21 protein-coding genes are annotated in these 26,441 nt (G+C 69.1%); 10 read left to right on the top strand and 11 right to left on the bottom strand.

All coding sequences use genetic code 11. The features are described 5' to 3' along the window. Positions 1-96 precede the first annotated feature (96 nt). A complete protein-coding gene (locus ASD21_RS02010) occupies positions 97-3,372 on the bottom strand; it encodes an autotransporter outer membrane beta-barrel domain-containing protein (protein ID WP_056435906.1) in 3,276 nt (1,091 codons plus the stop codon). A gap of 176 nt (positions 3,373-3,548) precedes the next feature. Here ASD21_RS02010 and ASD21_RS02005 point away from each other — a divergent pair, with 176 nt between their 5' ends. Next, entirely contained in the window at positions 3,549-4,967 is a 1,419-nt protein-coding gene (locus ASD21_RS02005; RefSeq protein WP_056435905.1) for a sensor histidine kinase, read from the top strand. Here ASD21_RS02005 and ASD21_RS02000 read toward each other — a convergent pair. Next, positions 4,940-6,394 carry a metal-dependent hydrolase family protein gene (locus ASD21_RS02000; protein WP_082554591.1) on the bottom strand — a complete coding sequence of 485 codons (1,455 nt, stop codon included), beginning with the start codon at positions 6,392-6,394 and terminating at the stop codon, positions 4,940-4,942. The genes ASD21_RS02005 and ASD21_RS02000 overlap by 28 nt on opposite strands. 286 nt (positions 6,395-6,680) lie before the next feature. Here ASD21_RS02000 and pstC point away from each other — a divergent pair, with 286 nt between their 5' ends. Genes pstC through phoB form a run of 5 tightly spaced genes read left to right on the top strand, consistent with a single transcriptional unit; the run spans position 6,681 to position 11,756 of the window. Further along, positions 6,681-8,123, top strand: a complete 1,443-nt coding sequence (gene pstC / locus ASD21_RS01995; protein WP_056435902.1) for a phosphate ABC transporter permease subunit PstC — start codon at positions 6,681-6,683, stop codon at positions 8,121-8,123. Continuing rightward, the gene (gene pstA / locus ASD21_RS01990; RefSeq protein WP_056435901.1) at positions 8,116-9,417 is read left to right on the top strand and encodes a phosphate ABC transporter permease PstA; all 1,302 of its coding nucleotides are present in this window, start codon (positions 8,116-8,118) and stop codon (positions 9,415-9,417) included. The genes pstC and pstA overlap by 8 nt, the downstream gene beginning before the upstream one ends. A gap of 52 nt (positions 9,418-9,469) precedes the next feature. After that, positions 9,470-10,333 carry a phosphate ABC transporter ATP-binding protein PstB gene (gene pstB / locus ASD21_RS01985; protein ID WP_442856936.1) on the top strand — a complete coding sequence of 288 codons (864 nt, stop codon included), beginning with the start codon at positions 9,470-9,472 and terminating at the stop codon, positions 10,331-10,333. A gap of 19 nt (positions 10,334-10,352) precedes the next feature. Then, complete coding sequence (gene phoU / locus ASD21_RS01980; RefSeq protein ID WP_056435899.1) at positions 10,353-11,045, top strand: phosphate signaling complex protein PhoU; 693 nt, start codon at positions 10,353-10,355, stop codon at positions 11,043-11,045. Between the two features lie 18 nt (positions 11,046-11,063). After that, positions 11,064-11,756: a phosphate regulon transcriptional regulator PhoB gene (phoB, locus tag ASD21_RS01975; RefSeq protein ID WP_012288542.1), complete on the top strand. Its 693-nt coding sequence runs from the start codon at positions 11,064-11,066 to the stop codon at positions 11,754-11,756. A 15-nt stretch (positions 11,757-11,771) separates the two neighbouring features. Here the strand turns inward: phoB and ASD21_RS01970 are convergent, their stop codons facing one another. Beyond that, positions 11,772-12,311, bottom strand: coding sequence for a calcium-binding protein (locus ASD21_RS01970; RefSeq protein ID WP_056435896.1), 540 nt, complete (start codon positions 12,309-12,311; stop codon positions 11,772-11,774). 223 nt (positions 12,312-12,534) lie between these two features. Here ASD21_RS01970 and cytX point away from each other — a divergent pair, with 223 nt between their 5' ends. Then, on the top strand, positions 12,535-13,803 hold the full coding sequence (gene cytX, locus ASD21_RS01965; protein ID WP_056435893.1) for a putative hydroxymethylpyrimidine transporter CytX: 1,269 nt from the start codon (positions 12,535-12,537) through the stop codon (positions 13,801-13,803). On the opposite strand, the gene ASD21_RS01960 is transcribed toward cytX, so the two are convergent. Continuing rightward, positions 13,800-15,869, bottom strand: a complete 2,070-nt coding sequence (locus ASD21_RS01960) for an alkaline phosphatase family protein (protein ID WP_056435890.1) — start codon at positions 15,867-15,869, stop codon at positions 13,800-13,802. The two genes, cytX and ASD21_RS01960, sit on opposite strands and share 4 nt — an antisense overlap. A 157-nt stretch (positions 15,870-16,026) precedes the next feature. On the opposite strand from ASD21_RS01960, the gene purD reads away from it, so the two are divergent. After that, entirely contained in the window at positions 16,027-17,313 is a 1,287-nt protein-coding gene (purD, locus tag ASD21_RS01955; RefSeq protein WP_056435887.1) for a phosphoribosylamine--glycine ligase, read from the top strand. A 56-nt stretch (positions 17,314-17,369) separates the two neighbouring features. Here the strand turns inward: purD and ASD21_RS24410 are convergent, their stop codons facing one another. Then, complete coding sequence (locus tag ASD21_RS24410; protein ID WP_156398254.1) at positions 17,370-17,729, bottom strand: VOC family protein; 360 nt, start codon at positions 17,727-17,729, stop codon at positions 17,370-17,372. A 315-nt stretch (positions 17,730-18,044) separates the two neighbouring features. Between ASD21_RS24410 and ASD21_RS01945 the strand changes: the two genes are divergently transcribed. After that, positions 18,045-19,124 (top strand): phosphotransferase, encoded by a 1,080-nt coding sequence (locus tag ASD21_RS01945; RefSeq protein WP_056435884.1) that lies wholly within the window; start codon positions 18,045-18,047, stop codon positions 19,122-19,124. Between the two features lie 131 nt (positions 19,125-19,255). Here the strand turns inward: ASD21_RS01945 and lpxK are convergent, their stop codons facing one another. The 5 genes from lpxK to ASD21_RS01920 form a co-directional block, all read right to left on the bottom strand. Beyond that, positions 19,256-20,263 (bottom strand): tetraacyldisaccharide 4'-kinase, encoded by a 1,008-nt coding sequence (gene lpxK, locus ASD21_RS01940; protein ID WP_056435883.1) that lies wholly within the window; start codon positions 20,261-20,263, stop codon positions 19,256-19,258. Continuing rightward, positions 20,260-21,543: a 3-deoxy-D-manno-octulosonic acid transferase gene (locus tag ASD21_RS01935; RefSeq protein WP_235524818.1), complete on the bottom strand. Its 1,284-nt coding sequence runs from the start codon at positions 21,541-21,543 to the stop codon at positions 20,260-20,262. Before ASD21_RS01935 ends, lpxK begins: the two co-directional genes overlap by 4 nt. After that, positions 21,540-22,550, bottom strand: a complete 1,011-nt coding sequence (locus tag ASD21_RS01930; protein ID WP_056435882.1) for a cation diffusion facilitator family transporter — start codon at positions 22,548-22,550, stop codon at positions 21,540-21,542. Before ASD21_RS01930 ends, ASD21_RS01935 begins: the two co-directional genes overlap by 4 nt. 202 nt (positions 22,551-22,752) lie before the next feature. Next, the gene (locus tag ASD21_RS01925) at positions 22,753-23,466 is read right to left on the bottom strand and encodes a lysophospholipid acyltransferase family protein (protein ID WP_056435881.1); all 714 of its coding nucleotides are present in this window, start codon (positions 23,464-23,466) and stop codon (positions 22,753-22,755) included. Further along, the gene (locus ASD21_RS01920) at positions 23,463-25,241 is read right to left on the bottom strand and encodes an ABC transporter ATP-binding protein (protein ID WP_056435879.1); all 1,779 of its coding nucleotides are present in this window, start codon (positions 25,239-25,241) and stop codon (positions 23,463-23,465) included. The genes ASD21_RS01925 and ASD21_RS01920 overlap by 4 nt, the downstream gene beginning before the upstream one ends. Positions 25,242-25,379: 138 nt before the next feature. Between ASD21_RS01920 and ASD21_RS01915 the strand changes: the two genes are divergently transcribed. After that, on the top strand, positions 25,380-26,045 hold the full coding sequence (locus ASD21_RS01915) for a fused DSP-PTPase phosphatase/NAD kinase-like protein (protein WP_056435876.1): 666 nt from the start codon (positions 25,380-25,382) through the stop codon (positions 26,043-26,045). 156 nt (positions 26,046-26,201) lie between these two features. Here ASD21_RS01915 and ASD21_RS01910 read toward each other — a convergent pair whose 3' ends face one another. Beyond that, a complete protein-coding gene (locus tag ASD21_RS01910; RefSeq protein WP_056435874.1) occupies positions 26,202-26,426 on the bottom strand; it encodes a DUF4170 domain-containing protein in 225 nt (74 codons plus the stop codon). Positions 26,427-26,441: the final 15 nt, after the last annotated feature.

Here is a 26,441-nt window from a genome sequence, read left to right as displayed (position 1 = left end):
GGAATCCAGAACGAAAAAGGGCCCGCGCCGAAGCGCGGGCCCTGTTCATCAGTGTTCGTCATATTCGCCCCCGAAGTCCAGGGGGAGCGGCGAGGCCTAGAACATCGCCCGGCCGGTGAGCTTGAGATTGTAGCGCTTCTGCTTCTTGGCCGCCTCGGCGTTGGCCTCGAGCGCCAGATAGGACATCGGCGTGCCGGCCCGCAGGGCGAAGCCCAGGGTCACCGCGCCGTCCTTGTCGGTGCCGGAGGCCAGGGTGAAGGGCGCGCCGCCGTTGGTGTACTGGGCCACGGTGTTGCCGATCTCGCCGGCCAGCAGCTGGCGATAGCCGATCCGCACTTCCGGGCGCCACCACAGGTCGCGGCCATAGTCGGCGCCGAACACGATCCCCGCGTCGGCGATCAGGCTGTCGGAGTTGCGCTTGTGGACGATCTGGTCGAAGCCGTCGCCGCCGCCGGATTCCTTGCGCTCGCCTTCGCTCAGATAGAGGTAGTCGAGCGAGGCTTCGGGACGGGTGAAGTAGCGTCCGAACTTGGCCTCGTAGGCCATGCCGGCGAAGGCGTTGAACGTGGAGCCGTTCCACTTGGCGCTGTTGTGGCGCTGGACGTCGGCGGCGCCGTCGCCGTTCAGGTCGCCGGTGTTGAACGTCCGGTCGCCGTCGTACCAGCCGTAGCCGCCGCCGCCGCCGAGATTGAAGCGCCAGCCGCCGACCGCCCGGCGCCAGTAGGCGCCCAGCTCGACGAAGTTGCCGGTGGTCTGCTCGCCGACCTTGGCGGCGATGTCGTGCTCTTCGATGCTGACATAGGCCAGGGTCAGGCCCAGGGCCCCGCCGGCGTCGCCCATGGCTTCGTAGCCGCCGACGAAGCCGAAGGCCTGGGTGTCCGAACCCATGGTCTCGTCGGTGTCGCGCCGCACCAGGGTGTTGATCTCCTGGATCCACAGGCTGTCGGGCCCGTAGCGATCGCCCGGATCGGGGCGGAAGCGCGTGGCGACCGAGATCGCGTGGCTGACGTCCTGCATGGCGGCGAAGAAGCCTTCGCCCTGGTCGGGCATCATCTGGTCGTAGAGACCCAGGAGCCCGTCCTTGGTCGTTTGGGCCAGATAGGCCTTGGCGATGTCCGCGTCCTTGCTCAGCGCCGCGAAGGTGGCGTCGTAGGCCGAGGCCTGGGACTGGTTCATGCCGATCTCGGTCGCGGTGCGGCGACGCACGTCGAGATAGACGTTGTTGGTGTCGACTCGGCTGCCGGCCACGTACAGGTACGGCGTGTCGCCCAGCAGGTCCTGGTTGATCGCGCCGGCCGTCAGCGTGCCGCCGGTGATGACCGTGTAGCTGGTCGGGGTCGTCAGCAGGCTGGTCAGCCGCAGGCCCAGCTGGGCGCCTGCGGCGATGTTGACCGGGCCGGAGACCACCAGCTGGGTGTGCGTGCCGGCCGCCGGATCGGCGGTGAACGCCATCTTGGCGTCCGCGCCCAGGGTCAGGCTGGTGGCGTTGATGGTCTCGGCGTTGGTCAGGCCCAGCGAGCCCTTGCCGATATTGATCGCCAGCTGGCCGTCCGAGTCGCGCACGGCCCCGAGCATGGCGGCGCCGCCGCTGATGTTCAGCGCGTCGGCGCCGGCCCCGAAGGCGACATCGCTGACCACCAGGCCGTTCTGGAGGTTGAAGGTGTCGGCGCCCGAGCCGAAGTTGATCGCGCCGATCAGGGTCGGCTCGTCCGCGTTGTCCACGCCGTCGCCGTCGGCGTCCGCGTCGGCGATGCCGTCCTTCAGGTCGTCGCCGTCATTGACGCCGAACTGGGTCAGGGTGACGCCGGTGGTGTTCTTGCTGACGTCGATGGCGATCGCCTTGCCGGTGACCACTTCGTTGCTGGCCAGCAGATCGGCGTCGTCGGTGTCGTCCTTGTCGTCGGTCGGCACGATCGTGGCCGAGATCCGGCCGGTGTTCTCGATGGTGGTCAGGGCGCCCGAGTTGTCGATCACGCCATAGGCGTTGCCCTTTTCGCCGCCCAGGGTGGACGAGATCGAACCGGCGTTGCGCAGGGTGGTGACGCTGGCGCCGGCGTCGATGGCGACGGCGCGGGAGTCGAACTGGCCTTCGGAGACGCTGAAGGCGGTGATCCCGCCCCGGTTCCACAGGGTGGGCGCGGTCGCGCCGGCCTTGACCAGGACGCCGGTCGAGTTGGCTTCATAGGCGGTGGCGGTGATCGCGCTGTCGAGCCGCGCGCCGCCGGCGATGGTCGTGGTCTGGCCGGCGTTTCCGCCGATCTGGATCCCGGTGGCGGTGACGCCGTCGTACACGCCGTTGGCGGTGACGCCGCCCCGGGCGATCAGGCCGTAGGCGTTGTCGCCCGTGCCGACCGCGCCGATGGCGACCGACTGGGTGTCCGAGCCGATCAACAGGGCCGGGGCCGCGCCGTAGGTGGTCAGCGACGCGGTGCCTTCGCTGGCGTCGGCGACGCCGTCGCCGTCCTCGTCGGTGTTGGCCGTGTCGGTGTCGAGAGGCGGCGCGTCGAGCAAAATCCCGCCCCCGACATTGGCGGTCACCCGCACCGCCGAACCGCCTTGCAGCAGGTCGTCGGCGTCGAGAATCGCGCGCAATTCCTTGGTCGCCGGACGCGTGGTGTAGCGATAGCCGGTGGTGGTGACGCCGCCCTGGACGATGACGGCGCCGCTGACGGCGCCGTCGATCGCCACGCCGGTGGCGTTCAGGCCGGTCACGGTCGTGCCGCCGTTGATCGAAACCCTGCCGGTCACCGGGGCGGCGACGCGGACGCCGTAGGTGTTGTCGCCGATGACGTTGATCGTGCCGCCGGTGGTCAGGTTGCCGACCTGGCCGGTCTCAAGCCAGATGCCGGCCGAATTGTTTCCCTCGATCGTGATCGAGCCGCCCGCGCTCTGGGTGATGTCGCCGGTGAAGACGCCGGGCCCGACCAGATGGATGCCGTAGCGGTTGGAGCCCTTGGCGAACGGACCGTCGAGATCGCCGTCCGGCTTGGCCGCGCCGGACGCGTCCTTGTCGTCGTCGGTCGGGGTGTAGTCCTCGGTCAGGCTGATGGCCGCGTTGTTGATCACCGAGCCCGTCATGCCGCCCTGGATCAGGACGCCGGTGGAGTCGTTCACGCCGACGCTCGTCAGGCCGTTGCCGCCGATCGAGACCTTGTTGTTGCTGTTCAGGGTGATCAGCGGCCCGGCCGTGGTCAGGGTGATGCCCCCGCCGGTGTCGACCTTCACGTCGTCGGGCCCGGCGGCGGCCGTCGCCGTCGCCGTGGCGATCGGCGTCGTACGGGCCGTGTTGATGACGGTCTCAGCATAAGCGCCGAACGCCATGGCCAGGAGAGGAGCGGTTGCGACTGTCGCGACCAGGACCTTGCGCTGCATTACGAACGACACCTCGGAGATAAACCCAGACCCCAGATTGCGGCACGTTGCGGCGAAATTGCGGTGCTTTCCGCCGCTGTCGTGCTTCTAGGCGTTTGACGGTCTATCGCAAGCGTTCCCGGGGCGCCATATCTGGTTCACCGAATCCTCCCTTCGTGAAAAATCGAGACTGCCGCATGCCGATGGCCTCGCCGTCCTCGTCAGCCCGTTCCGATGGGTCCATCAGCACGCCGCTGGGCGTCTGGGGGGCCGTGCTGGCCGGACCCGCGGCCCTTCTGGCGCTGGCGGCGGCGGGCGGGGCCAACACCACGGCGGCGGTTCCCCTGGCCCTGATCAGCGGCGTGACCGGCTATGTCCTGGCCCGCCGGGTGTTGACCCGGTCCGTCGACTCGGTCGCCCCGGCGCCCGCCCCGGCCCTGGTCGACCAGCCGCCGCCCTTCGGCCTGATTCTCGAAACCCTGCCCGATCCGCTGATGGTCATCGCCGCCGAGGAGGCCGACGACCTGACCGGCCGGCGATTCGTGTTCGCCAACGCCGCGGCGCGGGACCTGTTCAAGCTGCAGCCGCGCGGCGGGCTGCTGGTCTCGGCCCTGCGCAGCCCTCAGGTGCTGGAGGCGGTGGACGAAAGCCTGTTCGGCGGCGTGCGGCGTTCGGTCGACTATGTCGGCGGCGGGGCCCAGGGGCGCGAGTGGGCGGCGCACTGCGCGCCGCTGGGCGTCGACGAGCGCGGTTCGCGCCTGGCCCTGCTGATCCTCAGCGACGAGACCGACGCCCGCCGCAGCGAGCGCACCCGCGCCGACTTCCTGGCCAACGCCAGCCACGAGCTGCGCACGCCCCTGGCCTCGCTGTCGGGCTTCATCGAGACCCTGCGCGGCCACGCCAAGGACGACGTCGGCGCGCGCGACAAGTTCCTGGGCATCATGCAGGCCCAGGCCGAGCGGATGGCGCGGCTGATCGACGATCTGATGAGCCTGTCGCGAATCGAGCTGAACGAGCACATCGCGCCGCTGGGCCAGGTCGACCTGGCGATGGCGACGATCGACGTGCTGGACGCCCTGACGCCCCAGGCCAAGGACAAGGCCGTGACCTTCGATCCCGTCCTGCCGCCGCGCGGCGCGGCCGTGGTCGAGGGCGATCGCGACCAGATCGTCCAGGTCATCCAGAACCTGGTCGACAACGCCATCAAATACACGCCGCGCGACGGCGTCGTGCGGGTGGAGATCTTCTCGGGGCTGACCGCCGACATGGCCGCCGCGCCGCGCGACCCCGCCGCGGCGCGCATGTCGCTGCTGACCCCCGACCACGCCGTCGAGGAGCGCTACGCGTCGCTCTGGGTCAGCGACCGGGGCCCGGGCCTGGCCCGCGAGCACCTGCCGCGCCTGACCGAGCGATTCTATCGGGTCGAGGGCCAGAAGAGCGGCGAGCGTTCGGGCACGGGCCTTGGCCTGGCCATCGTCAAGCACATCATGAACCGCCACCGGGGCGGCATGACGGTGGAGAGCGTGCAGGGCGAGGGGGCGACGTTCGGGGTGTATTTCCCGATGGCGAAGGGGACGGAGAGCCAGGGTCAGGTCGCGGACAGCGTAGCCTTGTAGAGGCGACCGTCCTTCATGATGATCCGGAAATTCTTCGCCGCATCCGCCACCAGGTTGATGTCTCGCGTCGGGTCACCCTCGACCAGCAGCAGGTCCGCATAGGCCCCGGCCTCGACCACGCCGATCGCCGCCGGATAGGGGTTGCGCGGCCCGGACATCGCCAGCAGTTGGGCGTTGACGCCCGTGGCGGTGTGAAGGACCTCGCCCGGCGTATACCAGCGGATCATCTTGGCCAGTTGCGCGCCCTGGCGGGTCGCCAGCTTGGCGTCGAACAGGGTGTCGGTGCCCCAGGCGGTCTTGAGCTTGTACTTTTTGGCCAGGCCGTAGGCGGTGTCGGTGCCGGCGGTCATCTGGATCTGCTTGGCGCGGTTGGGCGAATTGGCCGGGAACGGCGTGACGTCCTCGTCGTCGAGGAACGGCTGCAGGCTGGCCCAGACGCCCTGCTCCGCCATGATCTTCGCCGTCGCCTCGTCCATCAGCTGGCCGTGCTCGATACAGCGCACGCCGCCCCGGATCGCCGTCTGGATGGCGCGCGGCGTGTAGGCGTGAACGGCGACATAGGTGCCCCAGTTCTCGGCCGCATCGACGGCGGCCCGAAACTCGGCCTCGGTATATTGCGCCACGTCGATCGGGTCATAGTTGGAGGAGACGCCGCCGCCCGCCGCCAGCTTGATCTGGCTGGCTCCCAGCATCAGTTGCTCCCGCGTCCGCTTGAGCAACTCGCTCGGGCCGTCGGCGATCGCGCCGCCGCCGATCGCGTCGCCCCGGCTGAGCGGCGCGCCCGGCGCGGCGGGAATCTCGTAGGGAAAGCGATAGTCGCCATGGCCGGAGGTCTGCGAGATCATCGCCCCTGACGGCCAGATGCGTGGTCCGGCCACGGTCCCCTCGTCGATGGCCCGCTTGAGGCTGAAGCTGGGCCCGGCCATGTCGCGGATGCTGGTGAAGCCCCGCATCAAGGTCCGCTCGGCCTCGCCGGCCGCCAACAGGTTCAGATAGCCGACATCCGCCGTCAGCAGGGCGGTGATCGGCACGGTGGCCATGATGATGTGATAGTGGGCGTCGATCAGGCCGGGCATCAGGGTGCGTCCGCCGCCGTCGATCACCCGCGCGCCGGTCGGCGGCGGCGCGTTGTCCGGCTCCACCGCCGCGATCTTCCCGCCCTCGACGATCACCCGTTGTCCCGTGCGGGTCGTTTCAGATTTGCCATCGAACAGGCGAATGTTGGTGAAGGCGATCGGCGCCTTGGGCGCCTCGGGAACGGCGGCGCGGGCCTGCCCAAACGACAGTGCTCCGGCTGTCGCGGTGACGCCGGCCAGGAAAGCCCGACGTGAGAACCGCGCGTCCAGTTGCTGGTTGAACCTCGCGAAGGCTGATGTGTGGCAGAGACAGGACGCGCGCTCGTCTTCAACGGCATTGCACTTAAACATCGCCAGCCCCTCAAATGCCTTTTCAGAACAGAGCTCGGCCTCATAGCGTTGCACAAATTCCTACCTTGCAGTTCGCAAGGCGGCCTTGAGCGGCCAAGTTGAGGGTGACGAAGACTTCCATGCGGAAGCCAGATTCCGAAGGCCGCCCCGCCCCCTTCCGACGCTGTCGCAAAACTGTCGTCAAAACGTCGCATAAGGTCGGCGCCCGCCCGGCATAGATCGGCTGGGCGGTACGGCGCGCTGTGCGCCGTCATCGCATCCCTTCGCGCAAGACCCCGCCGCACGCATGCTGACCTGGCTCTCGCTCCTGTTTCTCGCCCTGTTCTCCGGCGCGGCTTTCATGGCCGGCCGAGGCCGCGCGCTGAAGGCCTCCGGCGGCTCCGCGGCCAAGCTCCACTCGCTGCCGAACTATTACGGTCTGTACGCGGCCCTGTGGGCCGGCGCCCCGGCGGCGCTGCTGCTGCTACTGGGCGCCATGTTCGGCGGCCGGGTCGAGGACGCCATGCTGCAGGCCCAGCGCCCGGCCGTGGTGCAGGCCCTGACGGCGGATCGCCAGGACGTGTTCTTCAGCGACGTCAACGCCGTCGCCACCGGCCAGGCCGCCAGCGAGGTGGCCTATGACGGCGCCCTGAAGACCGCGTTCGACGCCAAGGTCGTCGAGGCCAAGCGCATCGACGGCATCGTCAGCTATTCGGTCCTGGGCCTGGCCGGCCTGCTGGCCCTGGCCGGCTTCATGCTGGCCACCCCGCGCATCAACACCGAATTCCGGGCCCGCAACCGGGTCGAGGGCTGGATCGCCGGCGTGCTGATCGCCTGCTCGGTCGCCGCCGTGCTGACCACGCTCGGCATCGTCATGTCGCTGATCTACGAAAGCTGGCGCTTCTTCGAGACCGTGCCGATCCTCGGTTTCCTGTTCGGCACCGAATGGGCGCCGCAGATCGCCATGCGCGCCGACCAGGTGGCCTCGGCGGGCGCATTCGGCGCGGTGCCGCTGTTCGCCGGCACCTTCCTGGTGATGATGATCGCCATGCTGGTGGCCGCCCCGATCGGCCTCTACTCGGCGATCTACCTGTCGGAATACGCCGGTCGCGGCCTGCGCTCGACGATCAAGCCGCTGCTCGAGATCCTGGCCGGCGTGCCGACCGTGGTCTACGGCTTCTTCGCCGCCCTGACCGTGGGGCCCTTGTTTAGAGCCTTCTTCAACGGCGTCGGCGAGCAGCTGGTCGGCGGGCCGCTGGACGGGATCGGCCAGTACCTGATGCAGGTCCAGAACCAGATGGCCCTGGTGGCCGGGGTGGTGATGGGGATCATGCTGATCCCGTTCGTCTCCTCGCTGTCGGACGACATCATCAACGCCGTGCCCCAGAGCCTGCGCGACGGCAGCTACGCCATGGGCGCGACCAAGTCCGAGACCGTCAAGAAGGTGGTCCTGCCCGCCGCCCTGCCGGGGATCATGGCCGCCATGCTGCTGGCCGTGTCCCGCGCGGTGGGCGAGACCATGATCGTCACCATGGCCGCCGGCCTGCAGGCCAAGCTGACCGCCAACCCGCTGGACACCGTCACCACGGTGACCGTCCAGATCGTCACCCTGCTGACCGGCGACCAGGAATTCGACAGCCCCAAGACCCTGTCGGCCTTCGGCCTGGGCCTGACCCTGTTCGTGGTCACCCTGGGCCTCAACATCATCGCCCTGCGCATCGTCCAGAAGTACCGGGAACAATATGACTGACGCCGCCCTAAAACCCGGCGCGCCGGCCGCCCGCCCGACCCTGTCGGCCCGCGAGGCCCTGCTCAGGAAGCGCCACCGCTCCGAGAAGCTGTTCCGCGCCCAGGGCATGGCGGCGATCATCGTCGCCATGATCTTCCTGGTGGTGCTGGTCGGCCGCATCGTCGCCCAGGGCTATTCGACCTTCGAGACCCACACCCTGACGGTGCCGGTCTATCTGAACCCCGAGCGCATCGACACCAACGCGCTGGAAGGGGTCAATTACGACTACATCGTCGCCGAGGCGATGATGAAGAAGCTGGGCGTCCAGGACGACGACCTGGGCACGGTGTCGAGCAAGGTCCAGGATCTGGTCTCGCGCGACTTCGGCAACCAGCTGCTGCAGATGATCAAGAAGGACCGGTCGCTGATCGGCAAGACCGTCGACGTCACCGGCTCGGTCAAGGCCGACGCCGACCTCTACTACAAGGGCGAGATCCAGCGGGCGACCGCCGAGGAAGACCGCAAGCTCGACAACCAGCAGCTGGACTGGCTGGACCGCCTGAAGAAGGAAGGCACGGTCAAGGCCGGCTTCAACACCAAGTTCTTCACCAACTCCGACTCCACCGAACCCGAACAGGCCGGCGTCTGGGGCGCGGTGATCGGGTCGGCCATGATGCTGATCATCACCGCCATGATCGCCATTCCGGTGGGCGTGATGGCCGCGGTCTATCTGGAGGAGTTCGCCCCGAAGAACCGCTGGACCGACGTCATCGAGGTCAACATCAACAACCTGGCCGCCGTGCCGTCGATCGTCTACGGCCTGCTGGGCCTGGCCCTGTTCATCAACTGGCTGCACGTGCCGCGCGGTTCGCCGCTGGTCGGCGGGCTGGTGCTGGCCCTGATGGCCCTGCCGACCGTGATCATCGCCACCCGCAGCTCGCTGAAGGCGGTGCCGCCCTCGATCCGCGAAGCCGCCCTGGGCGTCGGCGCCTCCAAGGCCCAGACGGTGTTCCACCACGTGCTGCCGCTGGCCATGCCCGGCGTGATGACCGGCGCCATCCTGTCGCTGGCCCACGCCCTGGGCGAGACCGCGCCGCTGCTGATGATCGGCATGGTCGCCTTCGTGCCCGGCGCGCCGGAGACCTTCACCAGCTCGGCCACCGTGCTGCCGGTCCAGGTGTTCATCTGGGAGAACGCCTCGGAGCGCGCCTTCCACGAACGCACCGCCGCGGCCATCATCGTGCTGCTGGTCTTCATGATCGTCATGAACGCCGCCGCCGTGATCCTGCGCCGCCGCTTCGAACGCCGGTGGTAGACCAATGACCGTCCTCAATCCCCTCGCTTCTCCGCTTTCGCTGGGACACGCCATGCCGACCGAAAACCGCGACGACACGATCGCCGCCTCCCAACGCCAGAGCGGGGCTCCGACCCTGGCGTCGGCCATCCCCGCCGGCCACGGCCACGTGACCACCAGCGAGTTCAAGATCCGGGCCCGCGACGTCAACGTCTTCTACGGCGAGAAACAGGCGCTGTTCGACGTCAGCCTGGACGTGCCGGCCAAGTCGGTCACCGCCTTCATCGGCCCGTCGGGCTGCGGCAAGTCGACCTTCCTGCGCTGCATCAACCGGATGAACGACACCATCCCCTCGGCCAAGGTCACCGGCTCGATCGAGATCGACGGCGCCGACGTCAACGCCAAGAGCGTCGACCCGGTGGTGCTGCGCTCGCGGGTCGGCATGGTGTTCCAGAAGCCCAACCCCTTCCCCAAGACGATCTTCGAGAACGTCGCCTACGGCCCCAAGATCCACGGCCTGGCGACCGGCAAGGCCGAGCTCGAGGCCATCGTCGAGGCCAGCCTGAAGAAGGCCGGCCTGTGGAACGAGGTCGCCGACCGTCTGCACCAGGCCGGCACCGGCCTGTCGGGCGGTCAGCAGCAGCGCCTGGTCATCGCCCGCGCCATCGCCGTCAGCCCCGAGGTGATCCTGATGGACGAGCCCTGCTCGGCCCTCGACCCGATCGCCACCGCCAAGATCGAGGAGCTGATCGACGAGCTGCGCAACCAGTACTGCATCGTCATCGTCACCCACTCGATGGCCCAGGCCGCCCGGGTTTCGCAGAAGACCGCCTTCTTCCACCTGGGCAAGCTGGTCGAGAGCGGTCCTACCGAGGAGATGTTCACCAATCCTCGCGACACCCGCACGCAAGATTACATCACCGGCCGCTTCGGCTGACCGGCAGGACGCACAAGAGATGACCGAACACACCGTCAAGTCCTACGGCGAAGAGCTGAACCACCTCACGGCCGAGGTCACCCGCATGGGCGGCCTGGCCGAGGCCCAGGTCGCCGACGCCATCGACTGCATCGCCCGCCGCGACGCGCCCCTGGCCCAGCAGGTCGTGGCCCGCGACGAGCGGCTCGACACCCTGCAGGCCGAGATCGAGCGCAAGGCGTTCCGCCTGATCGCCCTGCGCCAGCCGATGGCCGTGGATCTGCGCCACGCCGTGGCCGCCCTGAAGATCTCGATGAGCCTGGAACGCTGCGGCGACATGGCCAAGAACATCGGCAAGCGGGCCCTGATCCTGACCGAGGCCGATCCGATGAGCGCCCTGACCCGCTCGATCGAACGCATGGGCCGCCTGGTCCAGGGCCGGCTGAAGGACGTGCTGGACGCCTACACCGCCTCGGACCTGCAGCGCGCCATCGGCGTGTGGGGCCGCGACGAGGAGGTGGACGAGCACTACAACGCCATCTTCCGCGAACTGCTGACCTACATGATGGGCGATCCCCGGACGATCAATCCGTGCGCCCATCTGCTGTTCGTCGCCAAGAACCTCGAGCGGATCGGCGACCACGCCACCAACATCGCCGAGATCATCCATTTCGAGCTGACCGGCGAGGAGATCATCTCCCAGCGGCCCAAGCTCGACACCCTGTCGAACTAAGCAAGAGGGCCGGCGCAAGTGACTCCGTACGTTCTGGTGGTCGAAGACGAAGACGCCCTGGCCACGCTGCTGCACTACAATCTCGACAAGGAAGGCTATGTCGTCGGCGTGGCCGGCGACGGCGAGGAAGCCCTGACCATGGCCTCCGAGCGCGCGCCCGACCTGGTGATCCTCGACTGGATGCTGCCCAAGGTCTCGGGCATCGAGGTCTGCCGCCGCCTGCGCGGCCGCTCCGAAACCCGTAACGTGCCGATCATCATGCTGACGGCGCGCGGCGAGGAGAGCGACCGGATCCGCGGCCTCGACACCGGGGCCGACGACTATGTGGTCAAGCCGTTCTCGATGATCGAGCTGACCGCCCGCGTCCGCGCCGTGCTGCGCCGCATCCGCCCGGGCCTGGCCGACGACCGCATCACGGTCGGCGACATCGTCATCGACCGCGTCGCCCACCGCGTGAAGCGCCAGGGCAAGGAAGTCCACCTGGGCCCGACCGAGTTCCGCCTGCTGGACTACCTGATGCAGCACCCGGGCCGGGTGTTCAGCCGCGAACAGCTGCTGGACGCGGTCTGGGGCTCGGACGTCTATGTCGAGGCGCGGACGGTCGACGTGCACATCGGGCGGCTGCGCAAGGCGCTGAACGGGGACGTGGACGGGGATCCGATCCGCACGGTGAGGTCGGCGGGGTATTCGCTGGATCTGGACGCGGCGTAAGGCGCCGCGCCGACCCTACAGGATCAGGTCGCCGTTGCCGGGATTGAAGTCGAACCAGCCGTTGTTCAGCTTGACCGCCATGTCCCCCAGGCCGTTGCCGTCGACGTCCACGAAGATCTCGGTGTAGGCGCTCATGCCTTCGCCATAGTGGCGGATGATCATCTCGCCGGGGCGGCCCGTGAAATCGCCCTGGCCCAGCCAGCGGAAGGCCTGGTTGCCGTCACGGTTCCAGTTTGCGTCGATGTCGCTGAAATCGAGAATGTCGCCGATCTGGTAGACCGTGACGGTCTCCAAGGTCGAGCCCGAAGCGGGGACGTCGGTGAAGACGAAGCGGTCCGCGCCGTCGCCGCCGATATAGGTGTCGTTGCCGGGGCCGCCCTGCAGCCGGTCCGCGCCGTCGCCGCCGTGCAGAACATCATCGCCCGTTCCGCCATAGAGTTGATCCTTGCCGCCCTTGCCCCAAAGGACGTCATCGCCGCCGTTGCCGTAGATGACGTCGCCTTGCGCGCCGCCTTCGAGAGTGTCCGCCCGGTTGGTTCCATCAATGCGAGCCATGATCTGGGCTCCTGTTACGCGCCCCGGAGGCGCCGGAATTCGAACCAACGCGCCGAAGAACCTCGTGTTTCCCAAATTCGCGCCGACACCACAGCGCGAACTCACCTCCGCCGCCCGTTCTTGCCCCTCCCCCGACCGAGGCCGAAAACCGCGTGTTTCAGGTCCTCCCCCACGGCAGAAGGCCTGGATGACGCGGCCGCGCTGTTCCTGCTAATCACCGCCCATGCTTCACCCCGCCGACTCCTACGACCCCCTGACGCCCGTGCCGCCCGAGCGCCGGGCGTTCGGCGCGTTCGACGCCTTTTCGCTGTGGTTCAGCCTGGGGATCGGCCTTTTGGTGCTGCAGGCCGGCGCCTTCCTGGTGCCCGGCCTGAGCCTGGGCGCGGCGCTGGCGGCGATCGTCGCCGGCTCGGTGCTGGGCGCGCTGCTGCTGGCCGCCGCCGGCGTGGTCGGCGCCGACACCGGGCTTTCGGCCATGGGGTCGCTGCGGCTGGCCCTGGGCGCGCGCGGGGCGGCGATCCCGGCGGTGCTCAACGCCGTCCAGCTGACCGGCTGGGGCGCGTTCGAGATCATCGCCATGCGCGACTCGGCCGACGCCCTGGCCCGGCAGACCTTCGGAGTCTCCAATCCCCTGCTATGGACGCTGCTGTTCGGCGGCCTGGCCACCGGCCTGGCGGTGATGGGGCCGGTGTCGTTCGTGCGGCGGTTCCTGCGCGCCTGGGGCTTGTGGCTGCTACTGGCCGGGGCGGGCTGGCTGACCTGGCGGCTGCTGGCCGAGCACGACCTGGCGGCCCTGCTGGCCAAGGCGGGCACCGGCGAGATGAGCTTCGGGGCCGGGGTCGACCTGGTGGTGGCCATGCCGTTGTCGTGGCTGCCGCTGATCGCCGACTACACCCGCTTCGGCCGCTCGCCGCGCGGCATGTTCCAGGGCAGCGCCGTCGGATACCTGCTGGCCAATGTCTGGTTCATGGGCCTGGGCGCGGCCTACGCCCTGGCGGCCGGGGGCGGGCAGGGGATGCTGCTGTCGGCCCTGGCGGCCAGCGGCGGCGGGATCGCCTTGCTGCTGATCGTCATCGACGAGACCGACAACACCTTCGCCGACATCCATTCGGCGGCGGTCTCGACCGCGACCCTGGCGCCGATCCGCCCGACCCGCCTGGCCCTGGGCTTCGGCGTGGTCTGCACGGCCGTCGCCCTGCTGGCGCCGATGGCGCGCTACGAGACTTTCCTGCTGCTGATCGGCTCGGTGTTCGCGCCGCTGTTCGGCGTGCTGCTGGCCGACCACTTCATCGTGCGCCGCCGCCGCGTCGAGGCCGCCGACGCCCAGACCCTGGGGCTGAACCTCCCGGGCCTGGCCGCCTGGGCGATCGGCGTCGGCGCCTATCAGGCGCTCGGCAGGACAGCGCCCGAGGTGGGCGCCACCCTGCCGGCCTTCGCGGCGGCCGCGGTGGTCTATCTGGCGCTCCAGGCCGTACGGAAGCGCTCGACCTAGACCCCGACCGGGCCCGGCTCGATTGTCCAGTAGTCGCCGTCCTTCCGGGTGGTCACCCACTGGGACATCCCGATCCGGTTGTCTTGCGACAGCCGCTGATCGCGGAAGTGCAGGTTGTGGATGATGACCTTCCCGCCGTAGAGGAGCGGCTGGCCGGGATGGTCGATGTTGCTGACCACCCAGGTCTGCTTCTTGAGATTGATCCCCTCGAGATACTCGTCGTGATAGTAGCACGAGCGGGAATCGTCCCAGGCCCCCAGGACGTTGCGGGCCCCGGGCCCGGGCTCGCGCGAGACCAGCAGAACCAGGGAATGGTCGGGGATCTGGGCGGTCGGATCGGGCAGGGTCGTGACGAACGACACCGGCGCCTTGGTCTTGTCCATCTTCGGAAAATAGGCGGCGACGTCGAACGCCACCAAGAGGTCCATGATCGCCTTGGAGAACACCGAGTTGGTCACCTTCAGCGCGCAGACGGCGGGGGCCAGGTACACGCCGTGCTGGTTCTTCAGATGGAAGGTCTGGCCGTACAGCACCGGGTCGCCGTTCCGGCGCGGCATATCGACGAACGGCAGGATAGGATCGGTGCGCGGCGTGGTCAGCGTCACCGCGTGGCTGAAGCTGGGCGCGTTCTTGGCCCGCTCGCCGAACTGGGCCACCAGGTCGGGACGCCCGACCTTCTCCAGCATGGTGGTGATCACCGAGGCGTGGTCGAAGGGCGTGTCGGTCTTCGAGCGGAACACCGATCCCTTCTGGACATAGGGCGAGACCACGATGGTCGGCACCCGCGCGCCCAGGCGGTCGAACTTGAATCCGGCGCTGTTCTGATAGGGCGGCTTGCCGGCGCCCCACGGCGGCTTGACCTTGCCGGGCTTCAGGTCGGCGGTCTGGTGGTCGAACGAACCGACGAACTCGTCGAAGGTGATCAGCAGCAGGGTCTTTTCCCAGGCGGCCTTGTTGGCGATCAGGCTGGAATAGACCTCCTTCACCAACTGCTCGCCGGCCAGGACGCTGCCGGGCGGGTGGTAGTCGTTGCCCAGGGCCGAGAACAGGTTCTCGTAGCCCTTGTTGTCGACGGTGCTGTGGGAAATCGACCAGAAGGGCTCGATATAGCTGAACATCGGCAGCTTGCCCGCGCGCGCCCTGCGGTGGAACTCCTCGGTCTTGCGGAAGCGGTTTTCCGCGCCCGGAATCTTGGCCTTGATCTGTGGGAACAGCCGCCAAGTGTAGCAGGACTCCAGGGCGCCCGAGGTCAGGCCCACCAGGTAGTCGGTGTAGGGCTTCAGCGCCAGGTAGACCTCGCGGAGCAAGGGGACAAAGGGCGCGATGATCCCGATCTCCTTCAGCAGGGTCGAGATCTTCTGCGGCAGGTAGCTGGTCTCGTAGAAGACGTTCCAGTCGGCCCCCGCCGTTTCCAGGGCGTTGAAGATCGTCGGCGCGTCGACGCGGTCGTCGCCGATCGCCATGCCGACAATTCTCTGGATCTCCTTGGCGCGCGGATCGGTCTCCAGGTCGCCGTTGTTGATCATGCCGTTCGAGGTGCCGCACATCAGGAACGCGCGGTTGGGATTGGTCTGCGACGGCACCGAGGCGTGCCAGGCGTCGCTGACGGCGTAGTGGCGGGCGAGCTGGTTCAGCACCGGGGCCTGGGCCGGGGTGAAGCTCTGCATCACCATCGGTCCCAGGCGACGGATGTCGGCGTCGCTCAGCTTGCGCGCTTTGAGGACCTCGACGAAGTCGGCCAGCACCCCCTTCATCGTGACGGGGTCGTCGGGCTTGGGCGTGCGGGTGTTGTAGAACTGGGTCAGGACCTGCTGGAACGACTCCCCGGGCGCGAAGTCGGGGACCGTGAAGCCGGTCACGCCGCGCGTGGGCTTGGCGGCGAGCGTGCCGTTCAGCGCCGTGTTGAGGAAGTCGTTGGGATTGACCGCCTGCAGCCCGCGATACGGCCCGGTGGCCGGCGGGATGAAGGTCGGCGAGTCCTTTTCGTAGGTCCAGCCCAGCATGCTGTCGAACGTGCGGTTCTCCAGCATGAGCACGACGACGTGTTCGATGTTCTTGAGTGTCATGGCGCTTCCCCCCGGCCCGGCGTTCGAAGTCGCTCGGAGCATGGGTGGGAAGATGCTACTTTTGAGAGAGTTATGTCAATGTGCCGCCAATGAGGGTGCTCCCCGCGCGCCGCATTCGTCTTGACCCCGCGCGCTGGCCACGCGACACCCCGGCCTCATGGAAAAGCTGAACATCCTGCTCGTCGGGTCCGGCGGGCGCGAGCACGCCCTGGCCTGGAAGATCGCCCAGTCGCCGCTGTGCGGCCGGCTGGTGGCCGCGCCGGGCAATCCCGGTATTGCCCAGGTGGCCGAGCTGCGCGCCGTGAAGGTGACCGACGTCGCGGGCCTGGTGGCCCTGGCCCGGGAGATCGCCGCCGACCTGGTGGTCGTCGGTCCGGAATCGGCGCTGGAGGTCGGACTGGCCGACGAACTGGCCAAGGCCGGGATCCCCTGTTTCGGCGGCAGCGCCCAGGCCGCCCGGCTGGAGACCTCCAAGGCCTTCACCAAGGACTTCTGCGCCCGCCACGGCCTGCCGACGGCGGCCTATGGCGTGTTCACCGACGCGGCTGCGGCCGGAACCTTCCTCGACACCCTGACCGCGCCGTTCGTGATCAAGGCCGACGGCCTGGCGGCCGGCAAGGGCGTGGTGATCGCCGCCGATCGGGCGCAGGCCGACGCCGCCGTGCTGGACATGCTGGGCGGCCGCTTCGGCTCGGCCGGGGCGCGGGTGGTGATCGAGGAGTTCATGCACGGCGAGGAAGCCTCGCTGTTCGCGATCTGCGACGGCAAGACCGCGGTGCTGTTCGGCGCGGCGCAGGACCACAAGCGGGCCTATGACGGCGACGAGGGCCCCAACACCGGCGGCATGGGCACCTATTCGCCGCCGCCGGTCCTGACCGACGCCCTGGTCGAGCAGGCCTGGCGCGAACTGGTGGTCCCGACCGTCGAGGGCATGGCCGCCGAGGGCTGCCCCTATGTCGGCGTGCTCTATGCCGGCCTGATGCTGACGCCGCAGGGGCCCAAGCTGGTCGAGTACAACGCCCGCTTCGGCGACCCCGAATGCCAGACCCTGATGCTGCGGCTGGAAAGCGACCTGGTCCCGCTGCTGCTGGCCGCCGCGCGAGGTCAGCTGGCCTCGGCCGACAAGCCGGTCTGGCGCGACCAGGCGGCGATCTGCGTGGTGCTGGCCGCCGAGGGCTATCCCGACGCCCCCAAGACCGGCGGCCTGATCCAGGGCGCCGACAGCGAGTTCGGCGGCGAGGCGGTGATCTTCCACGCCGGCACGACCCGCGACGCCGAGGGCCGGCTGGTGGCCTCGGGCGGCCGGGTGCTCAATGTCTGCGCCCTGGGCGCGACCCTCCACGAAGCCCGCGACGTGGCCTACGCGGCCCTGGGCGCCGTGTCGCTGGAGGGCGGGTTCTATCGCTCGGACATCGGCTGGCGAGCGCTGAGCCAGCACGGCTGAGAGCGGCTCCACGGCTGGGGACAGGCGCATACGCCTGTCCCCGTTTCGCGCGGTGTTTAGGCGCGGTGCGCCACCTCCAGCAGGATGTCGCCCGGCGCGGTCAGATAGAAGCCGAACGCACCGTGCTGCATGGTCGGCGGGGCGACGTGGAGGCCGCCGGCCGCCAGGCGAGCATGGAGCGCCGACACCGCCTCCTGGCTCTCCAGGTGGAAGCCGATGTGGAACGGGATCGGCCAGGTCTGGGCCCCGTCGCGGCGCAGCCGACTGAGCACCAGCACTAGGCCGGCGTCGTCGCGCAGGATGGACAGGCCGTCCTGGCCCAGGGTGCGCTCGTGGGTGAAGCCCAGCCAGGTTTCAAAGAAGCCCCGCGTCGCGGCGACGTCGGGCACGGGCAAGTCGATGTGGTTCAGGCGCATCAGCGCACTCCTTCAGGTGAGGCGCGGCGCACGGGTGGCTCTATCGGTATCGACATCGGGACCTCGCACGCCGAGCCGGCGGCGCACGATGCGCCGTCGTCTCGTCGTGGGTCCCAGCCGTGAGGCGAGGGTACAGGTTCTCCGAAAGTCGGAGCGACCGGGCTTACCTCGTCCGGTCCATGGCCCTTTTTCGACTTGGCGATTGTAGCCGGCTTTCGAGGGACGGCTCAAGCTGCCGCGGGGCCGTCGAGAGGGTTGCGTCGGCGTCCCCACGCTCTAATGTCGCTTTCAAACAAGTGTTGGGGAGTGAAGCGCATGGCCGTGGCCGAACAGTCCGCCCAGGATCTGAATTCCGGTACCAAGCCCGTCGACCCGCGCCACGCCATCGACGAGGCCAGGCTGGCGACCTGGCTGGAGGCCCATGTCGAGGGCTATGCCGGTCCCCTGGAGGTCCGTCAGTTCAAGGGCGGCCAGTCGAACCCGACCTACCAGCTGGTCACCCCGACCAAGAAGTACGTCCTGCGCCGCAAGCCGCCGGGCAAGCTGCTGCCCAGCGCCCACGCCGTCGACCGCGAGTTCAAGGTGATCTCGGGCCTGAACAAGGCCAACTTCCCCGTCGCCAAGGCCTACGCCCTGTGCATGGACGAGGACGTGATCGGCACGATCTTCTACGTGATGGACAATGTCGAAGGCCGGATCCTGTGGGACGGCACCTTGCCCGACTACCAGCCGGCCGAGCGCCGGGCGATCTACGAGGCCGAGATCGCCACCCTGGCGGCCCTGCACAATGTCGACTACGCCGCCGTCGGCCTGGCCGACTACGGCAAGCCGGGCAACTACTTCGCCCGCCAGATCGACCGCTGGACCAAGCAGTACAAGGCGTCCGAGACGAAGGTGATCGAGGACATGGACCGGCTGATCGCGTGGTTGCCGACCACGTGCCCCGCCGACGACGTGACGTCGATCGTCCACGGCGACTACCGCTTGGACAACATGATCCTGCACGCCACCGAGCCGAAGGTGGTGGCGGTGCTGGACTGGGAGCTGTCGACCCTGGGCAACCCGCTGGCCGACTTCAGCTACTTCCTGATGAACTGGGTGATGCCGTCCGACCAGCGCGGCGGCCTGGCCGAGATCAAGGACCTGACCGCCTATGGCGTGCCGACCATTCCGGAGGCGGTGGCCCGGTACTGCAAGCTGACCGGCCGCGACGGCCTGCCGAACCTTGACTGGTACTTCAGCTACAACCTCTTCCGCCTGGCGGGGATCTGCCAGGGGATCGTGGGCCGGGTGCGCGACGGCACGGCGGCCAGCGCCCATGCCGAGATCATGGAGGCGCGGGTGCCGGTGCTGGCGCGGGGGGCGTGGGAGTTCGCGAAGAAGGCGGGCGCTTAGGCGGCTAGCACCTGCCCCCTACGGATCGCTTCGCGATCGTCTTCCCCCACAGGGGGAAGAGGAGCCGCGTCCTCCGCCCCCTATGGGGGCGGACAGGCGGCGAAGCCGCCAGGTGGGGGCAAGTGGGTGAGCTACAGCCCTGCTGACTCCAGCAGTTTCGCCAGCGCCCCTTCATCCTCGAACCGCGCCCGCACCGGCCAGGCCGTGACCTTGTCCCGCCAGGCCTGCGGCAGCCGCACCCAGTCCTTCTCGGTGGTGACCAGGCCCGCGCTGTAGGTCTGGGCCCGCTCCCAAAGGAAGTTCAGCGTCGCCTCGTCATAGTCGCCGTGGTCCGGATAGGGCGCGAAGTCGACCAGGTGGCAGCCGGCGGCCTGCAGGGCGCGCTCGACCTTCCAGGGCTTGCCGATGCCGGCGAAGCCGACCTGGCGGCCCTTGGGCGGCGGCGCGGCGGGCTCCAGGCGGGCGATCAGCACCGGGGTGTCGCCGAACAGCGCCAAGAGCGCGGGATCGGCCTGCGGCAGGTCGTCGGGCAGCAGCACGATCACCGCGTCGGTGCGGGCGAGACTCACCGCCAGCGGCTCGCGCATCGGGCCGGCCGGGAACACCTTGCCGTCGCCGAACGGCCACTCGTCGTCGCGGGTTTCGCCGTCGACCACCACCAGCGACAGGGTCTTGCGCAGGTCGGGGTTCTGGTGGCCGTCGTCCATGACCACCATCTCGGCTCCGTTGGCGGCGGCCTTGCGCGCCCCCAGCACCCGGTCGCGCGACACCCACATCGGGAAGTCCTGGGCCAGCATCAGCGGCTCGTCGCCGACGTCCTTGGCGGTGTGGCGGGCCGCGTCGACCCGCACGGGACCGTGCAGCTTGCCGCCGTAGCCGCGCGACAGGCCGTGGGCCCGGCGGCCGCGCTGGGTCAGGGTCAGCAGCAGTTCGCGGACGATCGGCGTCTTGCCCACCCCGCCCACCGTGAAGTTGCCGACGCAGATCACCGCGCAGTCGGCGCCGCGCGGCTGGGTGCGGGCGATGCGCCGGGCGGTCTGGGCCGCCCAGATCCACGACAGCGGCGTCAGCAGGGCGCGGGTGACGGGGCTGGGCGCGCCCTCACGGCGATACCACCAGCGCGGGGTGGCCAGCTTCATGCCTCCGCCTCCGCGTCCAGCAGCGCGAGGATGCGGTCCAGGCCCGCCCGGGCCTCGGCGTCGCGCCGGGCGACGAAGGCCTGGGCGCGGGCCGCCTGCAGCTTCAGGATTTCCGGCCCAGCCAGCAGATCGGCCAGCCGCGCGCCCAGCACCGAGGCGTCGGCGAAGGCCACGCCGTCGGCGGCCCGCAGATCGGCATAGGCGGTCAGCCAGTTCTCGACATGCGGGCCCGAGACGATCGGGCAGTCCAGACGCGCCGGCTCCAGCGGATTGTGGCCGCCGATCCCCGTCACCAGGCTGCCGGCCACCAGGGCCAGATCCGCCAGCCGGTACCACAGGCCGAGCTCCCCCAGGGTGTCGGCGACGATGATCTCGGCCGAGCTGTCGGGCTCCCGGCTGCGCAGGCTGACCGTGGCGCCGGTCGCCAGGGCCAGGTCCGCGACGGCCGGGCCGCGTTCGGGATGGCGCGGGACGATCACCAGACGCGGCCGCCCGTAGTCTTTGTTGGCGGCCAGGGCGCGCCAGGCGTCCAGCACGATCTCGTCCTCGTCCGGATGGGTGCTGGCGGCCAGCAGCATCGGCCGCTCGCCCAGCCGCGCGCGCAGGCCGGCCAGGGCCGCCTCGTCGACGGGCAGCGGGGCCGAGCCGAACTTCAGGTCGGCCTCGCCAGCCACCATTCCGCCCAGGGCGGTGAGCCGGTCGGCGGCGCGGCCGTCCTGGGCCAGGATCAGGTCGAAGCCGCTGAACAGCTCATGGGCCGCGAACGGACGGGCCTGCCAGCCGGCATAGCTCTTGTCCGACAGCTTGGCCGAGACCAGGGCCAGCTTCACCCCGCGCGCCTTGGCGGTCAGCAGCAGGTTGGGCCACAGCTCGCTCTCGACGAACACCGCCAGGTCCGGTCGCCAGTGATCGAGGAACCGCCGGGCGCCGCCGGGGGTGTCGACCGGCAGGAACTGGTGGATCGCCCCGGCCGGCAGGCGGCGGGCCAGCAGTTCGGCGGAGGTGACCGTGCCGGAGCTCACCAACACCGCGGCGTCCGGCCGCTCGGCTCGGAGGCGTTCAACCAAGGGCAGGATCGACAGGCTCTCGCCGACGCTGGCGCCGTGCAGCCAGACCAGCCGACCGTCGGGGCGCGGGATGGTCGGCCGGGCCAGGCGCTCGTGCAGCCGCGCGCGGTCCTCCTTGCCGGCCTTGGCGCGGCGTTCCAGCAGCAGGGGCGCGAACGGCTCCAGCGCGGTGGTCGCCGCGCGATAGAGCGCCAGGGACAGGGGAAGGCTCACACCACGTCCGCGGGGGCCAGTCGGCAGGACGCCGCGCCGCCGTGCTCGACCTGCAGCGTGACGTGACCGATGTTGAACCGGCTGTTCAGTTCGGCGCAGGCGTCGTGCAGGAAGGCGTCGAGGTCCTCGCCGACCATGCCGGCCCCGAGGGGGCGCACCAGGTGGGCGGTCATGGCGGTCTCGGTGGTGCTCATCGCCCAGATGTGCAGGTCATGCACCTCGGTGACGCCGGGGCGGGCGGTCAGCCAGTCCTTGACCGCCTTGGGGTCGATGCCGCGCGGGGCGGCGTCCAGGGCCAGGTCCAGCGAGTCGCGCAGCAGACTCCAAGTGCCCAGCACGATCACCGCCACGATGCCCAGGCTGACCACCGGGTCCAGCCACAGCCAGCCGGTGAACCACATCACGGCGGCGGCCACCACCACCCCGGCCGAGATGGCCGCGTCGGCGGCCATGTGCAGGAAGGCCCCGCGGATGTTCAGGTCGTCCTTGGAGCCCCTCATGAACATCAGCGCCGTGGCGGTGTTGATGACGATGCCGATCCCCGCGACGATCATCACCGGCCCGGCCTGGATCGGTTGCGGATCGGCGAAGCGGCGCACGGCCTCCCAGGCGATGGCCCCGATCGCCACCAGCAGCACCACGGCGTTGGTCAGCGAGGCCAGGATCGTGCCCTTGCGCAGGCCGTAGGTGTGGCGTCCGCCCGGAGCCCTCTTGGCCAGGATCACCGCGCCCCAGGCCATGAACAGGCCCAGCACGTCGGACAGATTGTGGCCGGCGTCGGCCAGCAGGGCCAGCGAATGGGTCATCAGGCCGGCGGCGGTCTCGGCCATGACGAAGCCGATGTTCAGCGCCGCGCCGATCGCGAAGGCCCGGCCGAAATCCTTGGGCGCATGGCTGTGGCCGCCGGGGCCGTGGTGGTGGTGGCCGTGGTCGTGACCGTGGGAATGGTCGTGACCATGATCGTGATCATGGTGGTCGTGAGCGTGGTCGGCGTGGTCGTGCGGCATGGGGTCTACATCCCACCAAGCCCTCACCCTTTCAACCGTCATCCCTGGAGGTTCACACGCTTGCCCCCTACGGACCGCTTCGCGGTCGTCTTCCCCCATAGGGGAAAAGAGGCTTCGTGCGCGCGTCCTCCGCCCCCCATGGGGGCGGACAGACCGCGAAGCGGTCAGGTGGGGGCAAGGGAGTGAGCCTCGGTCCTCGGACCTAGTCCCTGACCGCCGTCTCCCCCACCAGCGCCTCCGCCCGCCGGTTCACGGCCGACAGCCGCGCCGCCCAGGTTCCCACCAGTACGTCGGGGTCGTCGTCGCGGCCCATGGTCACCGGTCCGTCCCAGACCATGGCGGCCTTGGCGAAGGGCAGGGGGATGATGGTGCGGTCCCAGGTGTCGAGGCGGATGCACGGCTTCATGGCCAGGCCGACGAACAGCACCGGCGCGCCGGTCATCCTGGCCAGGGCCAGGGCGCCCTTCTGCATCTCCTCGACCGGACCGCGCGGGCCGTCCGGCGTGATGGCCATGGCCCCGCCGTCGCGCACCCATTTGACCATGTCGCGGAAAGCCTGCTCGCCGCCTTTGTTTTTTGCGGTGTCGGTCTTCTTGACCGACGAGCCGCGGATCGAGGGGAAGCCCAGCTTGCTGATCGTGCGGGCGATGAACTCGCCGTCGCGCGATTGCGAGACCAGCACGCGGATCCGCGGCTTGTCGGCCCCCTGCGGCCAGGTCGACGGCCCCACCGGCACGCGCGAATGCCACAGGGCCAGGATCGCCCCGCTCTTGTCGCGCAGGCTTTGCGCCCACACCGCCTGGGCGTGCTCCTGGCCTTCGCGGGTCCAGCGCAGGGTGGCGTAGACCAGCCGCAGATAGCCGGCCATCAGGTTGGCCAGCAGGATCATCACCCAGGGCGAACGCAGCGGCCTCAAGCGGAAGTCTCCGGCAGTTGATCCAGGTCCTGGGCCTTGGCCAGGCGGGCGTAGAGGCCATTGTGACGGACCAGCGAGCCGTGGGTTCCGGTTTCCACGACCCGACCCTTGTCGATCACATAGATGCGGTCGGCGTCCTTCACGGTCGACAGGCGGTGGGCGATCACGATGGTGGTGCGGCCGGCCATCAACCGCTCCAGCGCCGCCTGGACCTGGGCCTCGCTCTCGGTGTCCAGGGCGCTGGTCGCCTCGTCCAGCAGCAGGATCGGGGCGTCCTTCAGGAAGGCGCGGGCGATGGCGATGCGCTGTCGCTGGCCGCCCGACAGCCGCGCGCCCGCCTCGCCGACGATGGTGTCGTAGCCCAGCGGCAGCTCGCTGACGAAGTCATGGGCCGCCGCCTGGCGGGCCGCGGCCTCGATCTCGTCCTCGGCGGCGCTGGGCCGGGCGTAGGCGATGTTGGCGCGGATCGTGTCGTCGAACAGGAACGGCTCCTGGGTGACCAGGGCGATCCGGTCGCGCAGGGACGCCAGGGTCACGCCGCGCACGTCGTGGCCGTCGATGGTCACCGCCCCGGCGGTGACGTCGTAGAAGCGCGGGATCAGGTTGAGGATCGAACTCTTGCCGCCGCCCGAGGGGCCGACCAGGGCGACGGTCTCGCCCCGGCTGGCGGTCAGGCTGACGTCGGACAGGGCCGGGGCGTTGTCGCCATAGGCGAAGCTGACATGGTCGAAGGCGATGGCCGCCTCGCCGGCCGGCAGCGCCTTGGCGTTGGCGGGATCGACGATGGCGGCCTCGACGTCCAGCGCCTCGAACAGGCGGCGAGCGCCGGTGAAGCCCTCGCTGAACACCGTCTGCAGGTTGGCGACCTGCCGCAGCGATTGCAGGGACGCCCCCAGCGCGAACAGGAAGCCGGTGAACGCGCCGGCCGTCATGCCGCCGGTGCTGGCCCGCCAGCCGGCATAGACGAAGACGGCGGCGGTGATCAGGGCTCCGAAGGTCTCGGTGGCCGGCGCGGCCATCGCCTTGGCGTTGGAGCCCTTGATCAGATGGCGCTGGCGGCGCTCGATCACCGCGGCCACGCGGCCTTCCTCATAGGCCTCGCGGTTCTCCATCTTGACGATCTTCACCCCGTCCAGGCTCTCCATGATCGCGGTCGACAGGTTGGAGGTCTCGCCCATGGCCCCCTTGGCGGCCTTGGTCGTCTTCTTGGAGAACCGCCGGATGAACAGGCTGGCGACGGGGGCGACGACGAGCACGCCGGTCGCCAGGATCCAGTCCAGCTGGAACATCACCACCAGCATGCCGCCCACGGTCAGGATCTCGCGGGTGTAATTGACCACGCCGCTGGTCGCCGCCTCGCGGATCAGGGTGGCGTCGTAGAGCATCGACGAGACGTACGAGCCCGAATGGGCGCCGCGCAGGCGGGCCAGGTCCGAGCGCACCAGCTTGCCGAACAATCGCACCTGCATGTCGCCGACCACGCCGTTGCCGATCTGGTTGATCGACCGGGTCTGCAGCACCTGGAACAGGCCGCGCGAGATGGCGATCACGGCGATCAGCAGCGGGATGCGCCACAGGGCGCCGGGCTGCGGATGCGTGATCAGCTGGTCCACCGCCGGCTCCAGCACCTTGGCCAGGCCCGCGCTCAGGGCGGCGACGATCGCGGCGCTGATCATCGCGATCGCGAGGGTTCCGCGGCGCGGCCGGAGGTAGTCGCGCCAGATCCGCGCGGCGAGGGCGCGGTTGGTCGTCTGCGGCGCGGCGGGTTCGGTCATGGGGCCAGGGGTCGGATTTCGGGGCCGTACTGTCAAGCTGGGCAATGGCCAATCATTGCGGCGGGGGTGCGGCGCTGTGGCTTTTGCATTACAGGGCTGTGGCGCCTATTTAGCCCGCATTCACGAAGGATCGCCCGTTTGCCCAGCTACGACACCACAACCCGCTGGGGGCGCTTTCGCACCTATCTCTCCTATCTGTGGAACGACCACGCCTATCTGCGCCTGGGTTTCAAGAACGACCACTGGATCAGCCCGGAGCTGGTCCGGACCAACCAGCCGTGGCCGCACCAGCTGGCCGAGTGGAAGAAGAAGGGCGTCAAGACCGTCATCAACCTGCGCGGCGGGTTCGACGGCAGCTTCTACGCGCTGGAGAAATACGCCTGCGAGAAGGTCGGCCTGAAGATGGTCGACTTCGTGATCACCTCGCGCGAGGTCCCGATCAAGGAGCGGGTGCTGGGCGCCCGCGACCTGTTCGAGTCGATCGAATATCCGGCCCTGATGCACTGCAAGTCCGGCGCGGACCGGGCCGGCATCATGAGCGTGCTCTACGCCCACTACCGCCTGGGCCTGCCGATCGAGGAAGCCATCGAGCAGCTGTCGCTGAAGTACCTGCACATCAAGCAGGGCAAGACCGGGGTGCTGGACTACACCTTCGAGCGCTACCTGAAGGACGCCGCCCCCAAGGGCCTGACCTTCACCCAGTGGGTGGAGAGCCCCGACTACGATCCGGTGAAGATCAAGGCCGACTTCCGGGCCGGGATGATCGGCGGGATCGTGACGGAAGGGCTTTTGCGGCGGGAGTAGCTTTAGGTCCTCCCCCTGTGGGGGAGGCGATCGCGCAGCGATCGGTGGGGGGAGTTTTAGGATCGAGCGTCGAGACGCAACCGCCTGCCGAATATTCCCCCCTCCGTCGGCTGCGCCGACACCTCCCCCACAGGGGGAGGACCTTTCAGGTAGATCCTAATCCAGGCTCGGATCCAGCAGCTTGTGCGCGTGGATGATGAAGTACCGGGCGTGGGCGTTGTCGACCGTGGCCTGGGCCTTGGCCTTCCAGGCCTTGTGGGCCTCGGCGTAGTTGGCGTAGGCGCCGACGAACTCGACCTGGCTCAGGTCGCGAAACTCGATATCGGAAACGTTCTTCAGTTCACCGCCGATCACGAGGTGAAGAAGCTGCTTGTCGCTCATGGCGTGGAATTTCCT

It is taken from the genome of Caulobacter sp. Root1455 (assembly GCF_001426905.1).
In the GTDB taxonomy this organism is placed as follows: domain Bacteria; phylum Pseudomonadota; class Alphaproteobacteria; order Caulobacterales; family Caulobacteraceae; genus Caulobacter.
This window is presented reverse-complemented; position numbering and strand designations above follow the sequence as displayed.